General features: G+C 59.6%; 15 protein-coding genes. 11 read left to right on the top strand and 4 right to left on the bottom strand.

The genetic code is table 11. The annotated features are described in order from the left end of the window. Positions 1-84: 84 nt before the first annotated feature. The 4 genes from ACIOWE_RS22925 to ACIOWE_RS22910 all read left to right on the top strand — a co-directional run bounded on the left by ACIOWE_RS22925 (position 85) and on the right by ACIOWE_RS22910 (position 4,763). Positions 85-420, top strand: coding sequence for a YceK/YidQ family lipoprotein (locus ACIOWE_RS22925; RefSeq protein ID WP_201232254.1), 336 nt, complete (start codon positions 85-87; stop codon positions 418-420). Between the two features lie 172 nt (positions 421-592). Further along, complete coding sequence (locus tag ACIOWE_RS22920) at positions 593-2,347, top strand: carbamoyltransferase (RefSeq protein WP_401396178.1); 1,755 nt, start codon at positions 593-595, stop codon at positions 2,345-2,347. Continuing rightward, positions 2,340-3,248 carry a glycosyltransferase family 2 protein gene (locus ACIOWE_RS22915; RefSeq protein WP_401396175.1) on the top strand — a complete coding sequence of 303 codons (909 nt, stop codon included), beginning with the start codon at positions 2,340-2,342 and terminating at the stop codon, positions 3,246-3,248. Before ACIOWE_RS22920 ends, ACIOWE_RS22915 begins: the two co-directional genes overlap by 8 nt. 54 nt (positions 3,249-3,302) lie before the next feature. After that, entirely contained in the window at positions 3,303-4,763 is a 1,461-nt protein-coding gene (locus tag ACIOWE_RS22910; protein ID WP_401396172.1) for a hypothetical protein, read from the top strand. Positions 4,764-4,766: 3 nt separating this feature from the next. Here ACIOWE_RS22910 and ACIOWE_RS22905 read toward each other — a convergent pair whose 3' ends face one another. After that, positions 4,767-5,420, bottom strand: a complete 654-nt coding sequence (locus tag ACIOWE_RS22905; RefSeq protein WP_401396169.1) for a toluene tolerance protein — start codon at positions 5,418-5,420, stop codon at positions 4,767-4,769. Positions 5,421-5,545: 125 nt separating this feature from the next. Here ACIOWE_RS22905 and msbA point away from each other — a divergent pair, with 125 nt between their 5' ends. The 7 genes from msbA (at position 5,546) to ACIOWE_RS22870 (ending at position 13,792) form a co-directional block, all read left to right on the top strand. Next, positions 5,546-7,366 carry a lipid A export permease/ATP-binding protein MsbA gene (gene msbA, locus ACIOWE_RS22900; RefSeq protein WP_201235829.1) on the top strand — a complete coding sequence of 607 codons (1,821 nt, stop codon included), beginning with the start codon at positions 5,546-5,548 and terminating at the stop codon, positions 7,364-7,366. Next, complete coding sequence (locus ACIOWE_RS22895) at positions 7,360-8,256, top strand: GNAT family N-acetyltransferase (protein ID WP_401396166.1); 897 nt, start codon at positions 7,360-7,362, stop codon at positions 8,254-8,256. Before msbA ends, ACIOWE_RS22895 begins: the two co-directional genes overlap by 7 nt. A 4-nt stretch (positions 8,257-8,260) precedes the next feature. Then, a complete protein-coding gene (locus ACIOWE_RS22890) occupies positions 8,261-9,661 on the top strand; it encodes a PIG-L deacetylase family protein (protein WP_401396163.1) in 1,401 nt (466 codons plus the stop codon). Positions 9,662-9,725: 64 nt separating this feature from the next. Next, positions 9,726-11,147, top strand: a complete 1,422-nt coding sequence (gene hldE / locus ACIOWE_RS22885; protein WP_401396160.1) for a bifunctional D-glycero-beta-D-manno-heptose-7-phosphate kinase/D-glycero-beta-D-manno-heptose 1-phosphate adenylyltransferase HldE — start codon at positions 9,726-9,728, stop codon at positions 11,145-11,147. A 130-nt stretch (positions 11,148-11,277) separates the two neighbouring features. After that, the gene (locus ACIOWE_RS22880; RefSeq protein ID WP_401396157.1) at positions 11,278-12,252 is read left to right on the top strand and encodes a glycosyltransferase; all 975 of its coding nucleotides are present in this window, start codon (positions 11,278-11,280) and stop codon (positions 12,250-12,252) included. Next, positions 12,253-12,939: a hypothetical protein gene (locus ACIOWE_RS22875; protein ID WP_401396154.1), complete on the top strand. Its 687-nt coding sequence runs from the start codon at positions 12,253-12,255 to the stop codon at positions 12,937-12,939. A 52-nt stretch (positions 12,940-12,991) separates the two neighbouring features. After that, positions 12,992-13,792 carry a hypothetical protein gene (locus ACIOWE_RS22870; RefSeq protein WP_401396151.1) on the top strand — a complete coding sequence of 267 codons (801 nt, stop codon included), beginning with the start codon at positions 12,992-12,994 and terminating at the stop codon, positions 13,790-13,792. Between the two features lie 4 nt (positions 13,793-13,796). On the opposite strand, the gene ACIOWE_RS22865 is transcribed toward ACIOWE_RS22870, so the two are convergent. The 3 genes from ACIOWE_RS22865 to ACIOWE_RS22855 are packed head-to-tail and all read right to left on the bottom strand — an operon-like array spanning position 13,797 to position 16,778. Beyond that, on the bottom strand, positions 13,797-14,762 hold the full coding sequence (locus ACIOWE_RS22865) for a metal ABC transporter ATPase (RefSeq protein ID WP_401396148.1): 966 nt from the start codon (positions 14,760-14,762) through the stop codon (positions 13,797-13,799). Positions 14,763-14,793: 31 nt separating this feature from the next. After that, entirely contained in the window at positions 14,794-15,606 is an 813-nt protein-coding gene (locus ACIOWE_RS22860) for an aldo/keto reductase (RefSeq protein WP_401396145.1), read from the bottom strand. Beyond that, entirely contained in the window at positions 15,603-16,778 is a 1,176-nt protein-coding gene (locus ACIOWE_RS22855) for an NAD(P)/FAD-dependent oxidoreductase (protein WP_401396142.1), read from the bottom strand. The genes ACIOWE_RS22860 and ACIOWE_RS22855 overlap by 4 nt, the downstream gene beginning before the upstream one ends. Positions 16,779-16,864 lie beyond the last annotated feature (86 nt).

The raw sequence follows: 16,864 nt of genomic DNA, 5'->3' as shown, positions 1-16,864 counted from the left end.
TGTCCTACAGCTTCATCAGAAGCCATGAACTTTGCCCGCTTCAGTCCCAATGCTAGTTTGCCTGACGACAATGGAGGGCAACTTTTGATGATCAAAAAGGCTGTGATGCTGGGCGTTTTTTCATGGGGTTTATCAGGCTGTGGCAGTGTCCTGACTGTGTTGCAGGATGATGCCGATGTCGCCCGGGACATGCGCAAGCAAAAAACCTACTGCCAATCCATTCCGCGTGTTTACAGCGGTCTGGCCTACGACTTCTGCGTACTGAACGCACCGCCAGATCCCAGTGGATTCCTGGTGCCGTTCGTCTTGCTTGATCTGCCATTGTCAGGTGTGGCCGACACGATTGTGCTGCCCTATTCGATTTATCGTCAGGCGACTGACGGCAATCTCGGTATTTACTGGCGCAAGAGCGGTTATTGAACCCGCAGGCAAGGTTTATCGGATCCATTCGCCCTGGGGCAATTCGCACAGGGTAATTCCCCTCATGTTTACGCTATAATCCCGCCCTTTAGCTGTTCCTCGCCCTTGGCGAGGGCACATCAATTTTCAAGGCGCATTGCGCCTGCATGCAGACTAAAGAGGCTAGACCCCTGTGGCATTGACGATTCTTGGCCTGTCCGGCGCCCTTAGCCATGATCCTTCAGCGGCCTTGTACATCGACGGCAAGCTGGTGGCGGCGGCTGAGGAAGAGCGCTTCGTACGCGATAAGCATGCAAAAAACCGCATGCCCTACGAGTCGGCGAAGTTCTGTCTTGAGCAGGCCGGTATCAAACCGTCCGACGTTGACGTAGTAGCGATCCCGTTCGCACCGATCAGTCTGTTCGGCAAGGCCCGCTGGCAGTACGCCAAGCGTTACTGGTACGCCCCGGATCGCGCACTCGACGCGATCCTGATGGGCAACCGTCGTTACAAGCGCTATCGCAACAAGATCGTCTGGTGCCTGGAGCAATTGGGTTTTGATCCGAAGAAGATCAAGATCGAACCGGTTGAACACCATCTGGCCCACGCTTCCAGCGCTTACCACTGCTCGGGTTTCAAAGAAAAAACCGCGATCCTCGGTATCGACGGCAAGGGCGAGTACGCCACGACCTTCTTCGGTTATGGCGAAAACGGCAAGATCCACAAGATCAAGGAATTCTTCGATCCGGACTCCCTCGGCGGCCTGTACGGCGCGATCACCGAGTTTCTCGGTTTCGATATGCTCGACGGTGAGTTCAAAGTCATGGGCATGGCGCCGTACGGCGACGCCAGCAAATACGATTTCTCGCGTCTGGCTTCGTTTGAAAACGGCGAACTGGTGATCAACACTGACTACGCCAACGTGATCGGTCTGCGTCGCTACAAGGAGAAGGGCAAGGGTTACTACTTCTCACCGAAGCTGATCGAATGGCTGGGTCCGAAGCGCGAAGGCGACATCGCCGACGAGCCTTACATCCACTACGCCGCAAGCATTCAAGCGCTGTTCGAAAAAATTGCGCTGCAGATGATCGACCACTATCTGGGCGATGTGCTCAAGGAAACCGGCAAGCTGGCCTACGCTGGCGGCTGTGCGTTGAACGTCAAGCTCAACCAGAAAATCATCGCTCGCGACGACGTCAAAGAGCTATTTGTGCAACCGGCGTCCGGCGATGCCGGTACCGCGGTCGGTGCCGCGGCTTATGTGTCCCACGCCCGTGGCGTGCCGGTCGAGAAGATGGAACACGTCTACCTCGGCCCGTCGTACAGCAACGAAGATGTGATCGCTGCTTGTGCCCGTCACGAGAACAAACCGGCCTGGCGCAAGCTCGACAACATGCCGGAGCAGATTGCCCAAATCATGGTTGAAGGCAATCCGGTGGCCTGGTTCCAGGGACGCATGGAGTTCGGTCCGCGCGCACTGGGCGGCCGCTCCATCATTGGCTGCCCGAGCGTGGCCGGTGTGGCTGATCGTATCAACCACCAGATCAAGTTCCGCGAGCGCTGGAGGCCTTTCTGCCCGTCGATGCTCGATACCGTCGCGCCACAGATGATCAAGATCGATCACCCGGCGCCATTCATGACCTTCACTTTCGAAGTGGCTGAAGAGTGGAAAACCCGCGTGCCGGAAGTCGTCCACGAAGATGGCACTTCCCGGGCCCAGGTGCTCAAGCGCGAGTACAATCCGCGTTACTACGACATGATGAAAGCGCTGGAAAACCTGACCGGCAACGGCGTGTCGCTGAACACATCGCTCAACCGTCGTGGAGAGCCGATGATCTGCTCGCCGACTGACGCGCTGAACATGTTTTTCGGTTCCGATCTGGAATACTTGATCATGGAAGATATTCTGGTCGTAAAAGAGGGTGTGAAAGGATACGGACTTGACTGAAACACTGATCAGCGTCGTGATTCCTGCTTACAACTATGCGCGAACCCTGCCTCGTGCAGTGGAGTCGGTATTGGCGCAGCTGGATGATGCGACGGCAGATCTTTTGGTCATCGACGATGGGTCGACGGACGAAACGCCCGAGGTAGTAGAGACGCTTCTGCTCAAGCATGGCGGGCGTTTTCGTGCGTTGCGCAAAAGCAATGGCGGGCTGTCCTCAGTGCGAAATCGGGGGCTTGAAGAGACGACCGGGCAGTACCTGGTTTTCCTTGATTCCGATGACGAAATGGCACCCGGCGCTTTGGCTGCGCTGTCGCAACACATTGCCAGCAATCCTCAGAGCCTGATGGTCATCGGTGCGCACTGGTCAGTGTTCGCTGACGGCAGACGCAGCTTGCAGGCGGCCAAGCCGTTGCATTCGACTCCCCGTCAGCGTTTGCAGGGTTATCTGCTGGACAAGACCGTATCGATTTCCAATGGTGCCTGCGCGATGCATCGCGATGTATTCTCTGCGGGTAATTACCCGGAGCATTTACGCAACGTCGAAGACCTGCCGGTGTTTGCCCAGGTGCTGGCGCGTTTCCCTTGCACTGTTCTCGATCAGCCTCTGGCATTGATCTACAAGCATGCCGACAGCATGCGCCACGATTTGCGCCAAAGTCTTGCTGCGGGCACCGAGCAGGTCGTCAGCGAAGTTTTTTCAAGTCGGCGTATGCCGGCAGAGATGCAGGATTTGCGTCAGGCATTTCTGGCGCAACGCTGCCTGTCGCTGTTTCGCGACTGCTATTCCCACGGCGAATACGCGTTGGCTAAAGGCTTTTATTTTCAGGCGTTGCGTGCCGACTGGCGCACGTTTTCGCGCTGGTCTTACACTCGCAAGGCTTTGCGGTTGTTGTTTCGGTAAGCGGTCCGCGAAACTATGCGCGTACCACGTAACGAGTGTCATTGAGGTGGCTGGGTGAAAGGTACGGGCGTTAAAGTAGCAACTCGAGTCTCCAGAATCATCGATGAATACCCGGTATGGCTGGCTTTCCTGGGCAGTGTGCTGTTATCGCTGATTGCGGTCATGGGTACCGCGACAGTCGGGCGAGATGCCGCGCTGTACATCGATATTGCGCAACAAGTTACCGAGCACGGCCCCAATGTGGCTTGGGCAACTTTCGACTGGCCCTGGTTTTCCTTTCTGCTCGCCGGCACGCATCTCATCCTGCATTTGCCCTTGGAACTGAGCGCCTATCTTTGGTGTGGTCTGTTCTTCGCCGGCACCAGTGCATTGATGGTGGACTGCGTACGTCAGCGTTCTGCGCACGTCACCCGCTGGGCGTGTCTGGTGGTGCTGGCAATGCCAGCGGTCAATGCCTTTCGAAATGACATTATCCGTGAATGCGGTTTCTGGTTTTTCTGCACGCTGGCGCTGTGGCTTGCGTTGCGCTGGCAGGCTCGCGGCGGCTGGTTGCGTGCAGCGCTGATCCATCTGGCTATCGTCGCAGCGGCGTTGTTCCGACTGGAAGCCTTGCTGCTGGTGCCAGCCCTGGCACTGTGGCAATTGCCTAACCTGTGGTCATCGACCCGGCGTGTGCAGTTCCTTCAGTTCTCGTTACTGCCGATTTTGGGCTTGTTGGTCGTCTCGGTGTCAGGTGTGCTCCTGTCGACGCGCGTGATGATTTATCTGGACATGATTGCGCCCCATAGCGTGCTGTCCTCGTTTCAGATGCTGTGCGATCAATTTGCCAATTCGCTCATCAATAAATACTCACAGGATGAGGCTGGCAGGATCATTTTCTTCGGCATTCTGGCGGCCATTGCCATCAGCTTTGTGAAATTGATGGGGCCTTTTGCGGTGCCGTTCATCCTGCGCCGGAACTGGGGGGTGCTGGGTATCTACTGGCGCGACTATCGCCCTTTTGCCTGGGCGGCGCTGCTGTATCTGGTGGTGCTGGTGCTGTTCTTTCTCAAGCAACAGTTCATGAATACCCGGTATCTGAGTTTCTTGAGCCTGTTGGTTGTGCCTGTGCTGGCGCTGGGGCTGGCGGCGTTTGTTCGCGAGTTCCCGCGCTGGGGCAAGTGGCTGGTTATCGTGGGCTTACTGGTGATGCTGTCGAACGTCATCTCCACCGGGGCTGGCAAGACCCACTATGTCGAGGCCGGGCGCTGGATGTCCTCCCATGTCGAGCCGGGTGCACCGACGTACTTCGAGGATGGGCGGATCAGCTATTACGCCGGTCGCGGATACGTGTTGCCCGTTCTGACCCAGGAAGAGGCGATGTCTGCGGCCCATGCCGGCGACTATCGCTATTTCGTGGTTGAGGCAAAGGGTGACGAACCCTGGCTGAAGGAATGGCTGGAGGCGCACAAACTGCGCATCCTCGAGCACTTCTCCAATCGCAAAGGTGCGACGGTGGTGGTCATCGGCCGCTAAGGTTCAACCCAGTAGCGGACGCAGGCGCGAGATCAGTGGCGCTTGCCGGTTGCTCGGCAGGGCCTGCCGGTAGCCTTCGATAAAGGTGTCGCCAGCGTCCTGGCCCAGCAACCATTGACGGTCTTCTTTATAGCGCAGCAAGTGAGCGAAGTTGCGCAGGCGTTTGCTGTCGCTGAGTGCGCGTCTCTGGCAGCGCAGGTCGGCGATGTCGATCAGGCCCAGTTGATGGTCGGGTGTGAGCACGACATTGCCGAAGTGCAGCGATCGAAAATACACGCCTTTTTCGTGCAATTGAGCGAAATATCCGCCCAGTTGGAACCTCAACGAATCATTCCCTTTGCTGCTGTCTTGCAACTGGCGCACGGTATCGCCGGCCAGCGGGCTGTAATAGACGCCATCGCGCTCGATGCTCGGAATGCGATACACCGCGATTACGGTCGGACAGAGAATGCCGCGCTGCTCCAGTGCCCGGGTGTTGTCGGCAAAGCGCTGCGCATAGGGATAGAACAGCGCTGAACTGAGCAGCCGCTTGCGACGGAACAGCTTGAGCATGCGTCCATCGGCCAATCTGAGCACCTTGTCGCCGGAACCGTCGGCTTCCAATACGTGTGCACCTTCGCGCAGTGCCTCGTAAGTGCTGTGGTCAATCGATTGCATGTCTGGCTCCCCATCATTAGCGGGGTATCTTAACCGACTTGGTCAAAGGCTGGCTTGCAGTCATGTTTATCGGGGGAAAAATGCGTGTGATATCATCCCCGCCTCACTGAATTGTGCGGATCACCATGAGCAGTCCTGAACCGAAAGCCCAGTCAACGCTGGCGATCTATTTCCGCCTTTTGGCTTACGTGCGGCCTTACGCCGGTCTCTTCCTTCTCAGCATCGTCGGGTTTCTGATCTTCGCATCGACTCAACCGATGCTCGCTTACATCCTCAAGTACTTTGTTGATGGCCTGGCCAACCCTGAGGCCAGCCTGTTTCCTGGCAACCCTTATCTGGGCAAGTTGCAATTGCTCGAAACCGTGCCGCTGATGATCGTGTTCATTGCACTGTTGCAGGGCGTGGGTTCGTATCTTGGCAACTTCTTCCTGGCCCGGGTTTCCCTGGGCCTGGTGCATGACCTGCGGGTGGTGCTGTTCAACAAGTTGCTGGAGTTGCCCAACCGGTTCTTTGACAAGAACAACTCCGGGCATCTGATTTCCCGAATCACGTTCAACGTGACAATGGTCACCGGCGCTGCGACTGATGCGATCAAAGTGGTCATCCGTGAAGGCATGACCGTGATTTTCCTGTTCTGCACCCTGTTGTGGATGAACTGGAAACTCACGCTGGTGATGGTGGCCATCCTGCCGGTCATCGGCATCATGGTGAACAGCACCAGCAAGAAATTCCGCAAGCAAAGCAAAAAGATCCAGGTGTCGATGGGCAACGTCACCCACGTCGCCTCCGAGACGATTCATGGTTACCGTGTTGTGCGCAGTTTCGGCGGCGAAGTCTACGAAAAAGACCGCTTTCGCGACGCCAGCCAGAGCAACACCGACAAGCAACTGACGATGACCAAGACCGGCGCGGTCTACACGCCGATGCTGCAGCTGGTGACGTACAGCGCCATGGCCGTGGTCATGTTCCTTGTGCTGTACCTTCGCGGTGATGCATCGCCGGGCGATCTGGTGGCTTACATCACCATGGCTGGCCTGTTGCCAAAGCCTATTCGCCAACTCTCCGAAGTCAGCTCGACCATTCAGAAAGGTGTGGCCGGTGCCGAGAGTATTTTCGAGCAGCTCGATGAGCCAGCAGAAGTCGATCAAGGCACGGTCGAGCGCGATCGCCTTGACGGCCGACTGGAGGTGCGCAATCTGAGCTTCCAGTACCCGGACACCGACAAAAAGGTGCTCAACGACATCAGTTTTGTCGTCGAACCTGGGCAAATGGTCGCTCTGGTCGGCCGCTCCGGTAGCGGCAAGTCCACCCTGGCCGGGCTGATTCCGCGTTTTTATCAGCATGAACACGGGCAGATTCTGCTCGATGGCGTAGAAGTGCAGGATTTCACCCTGCGCAGCCTGCGTCGCCAGATTGCGCTGGTGACCCAGGCGGTGACGTTGTTCAACGATACCGTGACCAACAACATCGCCTATGGCGATCTGGCCGGCGCGCCTTTCGAGGAAGTCAAACGCGCGGCTTCCGAGGCCTATGCCGACGAGTTCATCGTCAAGATGCCGCAGGGCTATGAAACCATGGTCGGCGAGAACGGTGTGCTGCTCTCCGGTGGCCAGCGTCAGCGCATTGCCATCGCTCGGGCCCTGCTCAAGGATGCGCCACTGCTGATTCTCGATGAGGCCACTTCTGCACTGGATACCGAGTCGGAGCGGCATATTCAGGCAGCGCTGGATCATGTCGTGCAGAACCGCACGACGCTGGTGATCGCGCACCGCTTGAGCACGATCGAGAAGGCCGATCTGATTCTGGTCATGGACGAAGGCCGGATCGTCGAGCGCGGCACCCACACACAACTGCTGGAGCAGAACGGCTATTACTCCCGCCTGCATGCCAAAGAGTTTGAAGAGGGTGACGAGCTGCAGCCGGCCCACGTGACCAACGTATGCTGACGGTGTTTCGCAGCTTTCGTGAACGTGGCTGGACCGACATTGACCGGGACGCCTACGCTCAAGCCTGGCGGCGTTTCGGTGGCAGCTTTGCGACGCATCCCGAGGTGGTCGAGCGACTGTCGACATTCGTCGGGATCGAGCTGCGCTATCTTGGCTGGATCGTTGATGGTGAGGTGGTTGCCGCGATCCCTTGCTGGGGCCGGCACGTGGCCTTGTCCAAGGAAGTCCTCAAGCGTGAAGGCAAGCGCGGCTTGCTCGACATGGGCAATGCGGAAATCATCCTGCCGATCGCGCCGGATGTCGTCGTGCCGGTTCGCCAGCGCATGGCCTATGTTTCCCAGCTCAATGCCGAGCAGATCAGTACCTTGAAAACGCAACCGGAGGGCCTGGCCCTGGCCCGGTTGCCGGAAGAGTATTCGAAAAAGTTTCGCTACAACCAGCGTCGCGAACAGCGTTTGCTGGAGGAGGCGGGTGGGGCGCTGGTACCGATGGCGGAGTTTTCTCCGGCAGAGCAAGCGCAGGCATATGGCGATCTGTTCGAGCGTCGCTGGGGCTTTGCGGTGCCAGGCAAGGCCGGGCTCGTTGAGGTCTTCACGTTGTTGCGCGAGTTCATGACCGGTTCTGTTGCCATGCTTGAATCGGCGCCGGTGGCGATTCAGGTTCTGTACCGTGTCGAGGCGCCGCAATGGGTGTCGCTGGAGTACATCAACGGTGGCGTCGACCCGCAGAGTCGCGAGTTCAGCCCCGGCAGCGTCTTGAGTTTCGTCAACACCCAGCAGGCCTGGGCTGACGCGCAGGCGCTGGGCAAGCCGCTGCGTTATTCATTCGGTCGTGCCGACCGTGAGTACAAGGATCGCTGGTGCCACACGGTGCCGGTCTACAAGGTCTGAACCCATGAGCGCTCGCAAGCAACAGCTTCTCAAGGCCCATCGCCGCAGCAAGCGTCTGTTCCTCGTTGCCTTTCTGCTGGTGCTGTTGGTGATCGGGGTGTTGATCGTCTGGTGGTTGGTGCCGCTGTTGCTGGTGCTGGCCTGGGTCGCCCACGAAGCGTGGTTTGCCGATCATCTGTTCTATCGGCCCAGCGACGATTATCAATACGTGTTTCCAGCGGACGCGGCGCGTCAGGCGGTGAGTCTGGACGGCGGCGTGGTGCGTTTGAGCGAACCGCTGGCGCCGGGCGAGACGCTGGTACTCGAACTTGAGTTGAAGGCCAATTGGCTGGGGCGCTGGCTCGATCCTCATGTTCAGGTGGGCGATGATCGTCAGGACTTCGAACGCGGGGTCAAAGGGCGGCGCTTTCTCAATCTTTCCGGGCAGGCAGACGCATTGGCTCAAGGCACACTGGCGCTGCGCGGCCGATATTGCGCGACGGGGGCCTCGGGAACCCTCTGGGTGATGGCCAACCCTGACTACAGCCGTCAGCGCGTGATGGTCATTGCGCCCCACGCCGATGATGCGGAGCTTGCGGCATTCGGACTTTACAGCCGTAGCGAAGAAGTCAGTATCGTCACCCTCACCCAGGGTGAAATCGAGGCCGAAGACTTCCAGCTTCTGGGCCTCGATCAAGCCGCAGCCGCGCGCTTGAAGGGGCGCTTGCGCAGTTGGGACAGTCTGGTGATTCCCCTATGGGGTGGTGTGTCGGCAGATTGTTGCGTGCAGTTGGGTTACTACTGCCTGCAATTGCCGGCAATGGCCGCCGAGCCGACCCAGGCGTTTGGCTCACGCGAATCGCAGGAAAACGATGTGCGCAGCGTTCGCCGCCACAACCCGCTGACCTTGCCTGGTGACATTGACGGTCAGCCGACCTGGCAGAATCTGGTCGGCGACCTGACGGCCCTGCTGGAGCACTATCGTCCAGAAGTGCTGGTGACACCGCATCCCGAACTGGACCCGCATAGTGATCACGTCGCCGCTACTCAGGCGCTGATTGAGGCCGTTGGCCGCAGTAGCTGGAAGCCGACGACCCTGCTGATGTACGCCAATCACCTGCATGACAACGACCGCTGGCCGATGGGGCCGGCCGGTACCGGTATCGCGCTGCCGCCGGCCGTCGAGCCGTTGCCGGCGGATCGTTTGTGGAGCCCGCTGCTGTCAGCTGACGTGCAACTGGACAAGGCCATGGCGCTGGCTATGGAGCACGATTTGCAGGGCGGCCAAGTGTTCAAGCGGCAATTGCGCCGCTGGATCCAGCAGGGATTGGCAGGGCGCCGCTGGCCTGTCACGGGCAGTAACGAATTTTTCCGCAAGGCTGTCCGGCGCCACGAATTGTTCTGGGTGCGCGACCTTTCAGATTGAAGCGGACGGCGCTTTACCCTGTGTTAATATCGCGCCCCTGTTCATTTTGTATGTGGGTTGCTCCATGAAGTTGTCCATGCCGCGTTTCGATCAAGCCCCAGTCTTGGTAGTCGGCGATGTCATGCTCGACCGCTACTGGCATGGCGGAACCTCACGGATTTCCCCTGAGGCGCCGGTGCCGGTCGTTAAGGTCGAGCAAATCGAAGACCGTCCGGGCGGTGCCGCGAACGTTGCCTTGAACATTGCCGCGCTGGGCGCGCCGGCGTCCCTGGTCGGTGTGACCGGTGATGACGAAGCCGCCGACAGCCTGAGCAACAGTCTCAAAGGCGCGGGCGTTCGTGCCCTGTTCCAGCGCATCGCGCACCAGCCAACCATCGTCAAGCTGCGGGTCATGAGCCGGCACCAGCAACTGCTGCGTATCGACTTTGAAGAACCGTTTGCCACCGACGCCCTGGCCCTTGGCTCGCAGGTCGACGATCTGCTCGAAGGCATCAAAGTGCTGGTGTTGTCCGACTACGGCAAGGGTGCCCTGAAGAACCATCAGGCGCTGATCCAGGCTGCCCGGGCGAAAAACATTCCGGTGCTGGCCGACCCGAAAGGCAAGGACTTCTCGATCTACCGTGGCGCCAGCCTGATCACCCCGAACCTAAGCGAGTTCGAAGCCATCGTTGGCGGTTGCGCCGATGAGCACGAACTGGTGAGCAAGGGCGCAACCCTGATGCACGATCTCGAGCTCGGTGCGCTGCTGGTGACCCGAGGCGAGCACGGTATGACCCTGCTGCGCCCGGATCATCCGGCGCTGCACCTGCCGGCCCGTGCCCGGGAAGTGTTCGATGTCACCGGCGCCGGTGACACCGTGATTTCGACTCTGGCCGCGGCCATTGCCGCCGGCGAAGAGCTTCCGCACGCCGTGGCGCTGGCCAATCTCGCCGCCGGCATCGTCGTCGGCAAGCTCGGTACCGCAGCCATCAGCGCCCCGGAACTGCGTCGCGCCATTCAGCGCGAAGAAGGCTCCGAGCGCGGTGTGCTGGGCCTCGAGCAGTTGCTGCTGGCAGTGGCCGATGCCCGCGCGCACAACGAGAAGATCGTCTTCACCAATGGTTGCTTCGACATCCTGCATGCCGGCCACGTGACTTATCTGGAGCAGGCGCGAGCCCAGGGCGATCGTCTGATCGTCGCGGTCAACGACGATGCCTCCGTCAGCCGTTTGAAAGGGCCGGGGCGCCCGATCAACAGTGTTGACCGGCGCATGGCGGTGCTGGCCGGGCTCGGGGCTGTGGACTGGGTCATCAGCTTTGCTGAAGGCACACCGGAAAACCTGCTGCGCGAGGTCAAGCCGGACGTGTTGGTCAAGGGCGGCGATTACGGGATCGACCAAGTGGTCGGCGCCGATATCGTGACGGCTTATGGCGGCACCGTGAAAGTGCTGGGACTGGTGGAAAACAGCTCGACAACTGCGATTGTCGAAAAAATCCGCAGTCGTTGATCAGATGAATTTTTACCGTTGTGTACTGCGTGTGAACGGATTTTGCCTTGGGGATCTAACCGTTTCCGTTGATGTTGGCAGGTTTGAATCCGATGCGCTTGCCTGCCTACGTCGCGTGGTCAATTAACCTATGAAAGTCATGCTCCTGGTGATGGACGAGCAGCGGGTCATTCTCGATCGGCTCTACGACATCGTGCAGCAGAACTGTGATGAATGTGTCATCCACCGTCTGAGCAAACAGCAACAGATGAATCTCGGGCCATTTCTTGCCTCGGTCGATTACCAGACTTTCGATCGCGTGGTGATCTTCTCCCGGGTCAAGCGCCTGGCCCCGCAATTGCGGGTGCTCAAGTGCATTCCCGGGCTGATTTTTCTCGAACACGACGCCTACCAGAACTACATGCCTGCGAGTAAGTATCGGGGCGTGTATTCGCGCCTCTATAGCCGCTTGCCGAGTTGCCGGGCGCTGGTGTCCGGTGCGGTGGTCGCGCGCAAGATGCTTGCTGAAGGTATCGACACGGTGTTCGTTTCCAAGGGTTACGACGAGCAGATGCTGAGCAACATTGGCACCGAGCGGGACATTCCCATCGGTTTTCTCGGCAGCCTGAAAAGTACTGAATATGCCGAACGCAAAGCACTGCTCGAATCGCTGTCGAAGCGAACCGGGATGTTGGTGACGCGTACGAAGTCGGGCTCTGAGTATCTCGAAACGCTCAATCGCATCAGGATCTTTGTCAGTGCCGATATCGGCATGAACGAGTTCATGATCAAGAACTTCGAAGCCATGGCCTGCGGTTGTGTGCTGCTGGCCTGGAGCCAGGGCGAAGAAGACCGGTTGCTCGGTTTCGAAGACATGCACAACACCGTGTTTTATCGCAGCGAAGACGAAGCGGTGGAAAAGATCAAACTGTTGCAGGACAACCTTGAGTTGGCAGATCGCATCGCCAGCAATGGTCAGGCCTTTGCACAGAGCCGCTATTCATTCGCTCGGGTTGGCCAGACCCTCGCCACTGAAATCCAGCGCGAGATGCGCCCATGGCAGCCGCCGTCGGCGTTCACGCGGTTCTGGGTGAAGCTGCGTCACGGGATGAAGGTACCGGTCTGAATGATGGACGAACACATGGCGCTGGATGCGCTGCCCGGTGGTGACCAGTCTGTGTTGGGCGCGTTGCCCGAGGCGTTGCGCGAGTGCCTGAGTCGCGCAGCGCGGGTCATCCTGATTGCCAACAACCCGGCGATCACGGCGGCGGATGTTGCGGCGCTGAACATTGGCGTCGATGACGTCGTCGTCAGTTTCAATACCTGCATCAAGGCACCGCTGCTCAACGCGCAAAGCGTGAATGTCTTTGTGCATGGCTACAACGCCCCGGATGCGTATTTTTTCGGTCTGCCTTACGGGGCAGACGTACAGCGACTGATCAATCAGGCGAGCGAGCGTTGTTTCACTCTGCTGGTCGGTTGCGCAGCACCGATGTGCCCGTTACCACGGGTGGCGATGTACTGGGATCGCATCCCGTTGCCGCCGCTGTGGAACTATCCGGTCGACCGGCCGGGAGGCAAGCGTTACGTCGGGCCCACGACCGGTTTCAACACGCTGGTGGTGCTCGACTGGTTGCGTGCTCAACCCGGTTATACCTATCAACTGATGACCCTGGGGTTTTCCAACGAAGCCGGCAAGCTGTGGGGTGGTCACGCCTGGGATTACGAGCGCAACTGGTTGCAGCAGTCGGATGTCATCGTGGTGCCGCTGCAACCCCGTCGCTGGTGGCAAAAGCTGTTCCGCCAGCAATAAGCGATAACGTGTTGCCGGCTTGGCACGAACTACTTTCAAAAGGTGCTGTTGAGTGTTGAAAATTGCCGTGGCATTTTTCGGGATTCCGAGAAACTCGCCGATTTGCTTTCCGTCCATCGAACAAAACGTCTTGGCGCAGTTGCCGGCGGGCAGCGACGTAAAGTGTTTTTATCACCTGTACAAAATCGATGAAGTGCAGAACTCGCGCTCCGGCGAAAAAGGTGAGCTGGCGGCGGACAACTATCAGCCGTTCGAATCGATGAGCGGGACGCTGACGTCAACCGAAGGCGTGCTGGAGCGCTGGGATTTCGAGCAGGTCAAGGCACAGGGAGACACCTGGGCCGATGACTTCGCGTCGCTGCGTAACCTGATCTATCAGCTCAACTCACTGCATACCGTGACGACGATGATCGAGGCTTTCGATCCGGATTTCGTGGTGTTCGTGCGGCCGGACAATTTCTTCCACAACCCGCTGCCTGCTTATGTGTTCAATCATCCAGAGGCCCGGCGGCACAATGCCTACATTCCGGACTGGCAGTGGTGGGGCGGGCTGAATGACCGCTTTGCCATATGCGGGCGTGACACTTACGTCGCCTACGGCAAGCGGATCGAACGCATCTTCGAGTTCTGCAAGGCAACGGGAAGAAAGCTGCACTCCGAGCGTTTGCTCAAATACGTATTGCAGCAGGTCGATGCGAAGATTTGCACACTGCCGACTCAAGCATCACGGGTGCGCATTACCGGTGCATTTGCCGAAGAGTCGTTCTCGCCCAAGCGTGGCATGGGCAAGCGCGAAAACCGCTATTTCCATTTCTTCGCGACTTTGCGCACGTGGCTGGATCGTCGGCGCTAGGCGGCTATTTGCTCGCGCGTTTCTTGCCAATGCCAACCATGCGCAACGCCTTGATGCTCAACTGTTTGAGCCCTTGGCGTGGGGCCTTTGCCGGTTGCAGGCCCTGTTGCACCAGCCAGTCCTTCCAGCGAATCCGCTCTTCGCGCACGACCCAGCCCTGCTGGGTCGCGAAGCTCTCTGCGAGGTAAAGTCCGCGGGTGCTGGCCGGCACGAGTTTGTCGCGCTTGAGGGTAAAGAGCTCGGCCAGCGGTGCGCCGTCCTTGAGTGGCATCAGATAGAGGTCAGGGCGTTTACGGTCGAGTCGTGCCACCAGTTGATCACCTTCCAGGCGCTCGTCGACATGGAACAGGCTCAGGGATTTGGCTTCTTTGGGCACGTCCAGGCGCAGGTCGTAGATCAATTGCAGCGACGCGGTCGGCAAATGCACATAGGCTCGTGGCCGTTCCAGCAATTGCAGGTTGGCGCAACGAATTGGCCGAGCCGAGCCCGACAACGGTGTCAGCCGAAACGGCAGGGCTTCGCGGTAATGCAGCGCAGATGAGTAGGGCGCTGGCAGCCATGTGTCGTTGAAACGCCCGCCGAGCCAGCCTTCCGGGGTTTCCAGCAAGCACTCTTCGGCGATTTCCTGGATGGCCGTGTGCAGCGGGATATTCAATTCGTGGGCCGGTACGTAACCGGAAATCAGTTTAAGCACCACGTCGCCACGATCCTGCCGCCGCTGCCGCACCAGCACCCAGTAATCGCGATTCTGCCAATGCAGGGTCAGGCGCACCGAGACCCCGAGATTCGCCAGCTCCAGCGAAAAGCGCTCGGCATCCGCGACACTCACCGGTTTGCGTCGCTGCAAGGTCTGCGCGAAGTTCAGCGGCATGCCGACGCTCTGATAGGTCAGGCCTTCGGGGGTTGCTTCGACGAACAGCGGCAGAGTCTTGAAGTTGCTCGGGTTCTTTCTGATGAGCGTGCGCGGCATATCGGCTCCTGCTTAAGGCCGCGGGGCGGCGTCAGTGACCACGAAGGACCTGGGCAACGGTCGCAACGTTATGGGCGAGGTGCAGCGGATTGATCGTCCCGACAATAGCACTGGCTACGCCCGGCTGGGCAAACAGCAATTCGAAGCTGGCACGCACCGGGTCCACGCCGGGGCTCAGGCAAACGTGACCGCTGGCCAGGGCTTTTTTCACCAGAATGGCTTTGCCGTGGGCAGCAGCATAGTCAATGACTGCCTTCTCGTTCTGTTCGTTCAGGTTGTAGGTGACCATCGCGCAGTCGCCCTGCTCCAGTGCTTTCAGGCCACCTTCGACGGTTTTGCCGGAGAAACCGAAGCCGCGAATCTTGCCTTCAGCCTTGAGCGCCGCGAGTGTGGCGTAAACCTCTTCGTGCTCAAGGATCGCCAGGTCGTTGCCGTCTGAATGGACCAGGACCAGGTCGATAAAATCGGTTTCAAGACGTTGCAGGCTGCGCTCCACCGACATCCGCGTATGGGCGGCGCTGAAGTCGTGGCGCGACAAGCCATCGGAAAATTCTTCGCCGACCTTGCTGACGATCACCCAGTCCTGACGCTGGTCGCGCAGCAGCGGGCCGAGGCGCTCTTCGCTGCGGCCATAGGCCGGCGCGGTGTCGATCAGGTTGATGCCCAAATCCTGCGCTTGCCGGAGCAGCATGCGCGCCGCCTCGTCGTCAGGGATCTGAAAACCATTGGGGTATTTCACGCCTTGATCACGGCCGAGCTTGACCGTGCCCAGTCCCAGTGGCGAAACCTTCAGGCCGGTGCTGCCCAGCGGGCGGTGCAAGTCGTGCAGGGTTGGCAGGCTCATGGCAGCAGTTGCTCCCAGGCCGGTACGCCCAGCGGTGGTTTTGGCAGGGGAGGCAATGGTTCGTTGGCTTGCGGCTGGATGCCGTCGCGTTCCAGGGAGGCCATCACGCGGTCAGCAAAGTCCGGCGCCAGTGCCAGTTTGGTCGGCCAGCCGACCAGCAAGCGGCCCTCTTCAGCGAGGAAGGCGTTGTCCGGGCGCGTCAGGCCGGTTTGCAACGGCTCGGCACGGTCGACGCGCAAGGTCGCCCATTGCGTGGTGCTGAGGTCGATCCACGGCAGCAACTGCGCGATTTCCTTTTGCGCGGTGGCGATCTGCTCGGCGGGCTCGCGGTTTACGCCTTCACTTTCGGCGATGTCGCCGCCCATGTACCAGACCCATTGGCCGTCCGCCGCCGGGTGCGTGGTGACGGTGATGCGCGGTTTGGTGCCGCCGCCCAGGCAGTGGGCGTAGAGCGGTTTGAGGCCCGGGCCTTTGGCGATGATCATGTGCAGTGGCCGGCGCTGCATGGCCGGCCGGCTCAGGCCCAGGTGCTCGAGCAACTCGGCCGTGCCGGCGCCGGCACTGAGGACGATGCGCTGTGCGCGGATCTCGCGGCCGTCGACTTTCAGGCCGACCAGCACGCCCGCTTCCAGCAGCGGCTCGATGGTTTGCCCGGCAAGCAAGCTGTCGCCAGCCAGATCGGCCAGGCGTTGAATCAGGCTCGGCACATCGACCACCAGTTCCGCGAGGCGATAGACCTTGCCCTTGAAACGTTTGTCCTGCAGGGCCGGTGGCAACTGATCGCCCTTGACCTGATCGACACGGCCACGCACGGCTTTGCTGGCAAAGAAGCTGGTGAGGTTGCCGGCGAGGGTGCCCGGCGACCACAGGTAATGCGCTTCGGAGAGCAGGCGCACGCCGGACAGGTCCAGCTCACCGTTACCGGCCAGCGCTTCACGCCAGCGGCGCGGCATGTCGGCGATGGCTTCCGAGGCGCCGGTCAGCGCACCGTGCAGCGCATACTTGGCGCCGCCGTGGATGATGCCTTGGGACTTCACGCTCTGCCCGCCACCGAGGCTGGCGCTTTCCACCAGCACGGTCGAAAAACCCTGGCGGCGCAGACGCGCGTTTAGCCAGAGGCCGGCGACACCTGCGCCGACAATCAGAACGTCGGTGGAAATAACGGATGGCATGCAACGACCTCAGTGTTCAAGACGAGGGCGCAGTATACAGACTCGGGAAAGAGGCGGATTTGTCGATGATCAACAGGGCTGACGCA

This window comes from Pseudomonas sp. NPDC087598, from assembly GCF_044743525.1.
Classification (GTDB): Bacteria; Pseudomonadota; Gammaproteobacteria; order Pseudomonadales; family Pseudomonadaceae; genus Aquipseudomonas.
Note: the sequence above shows the minus strand (reverse complement) of the source record. Positions and strands in the feature narration are given on the sequence as shown.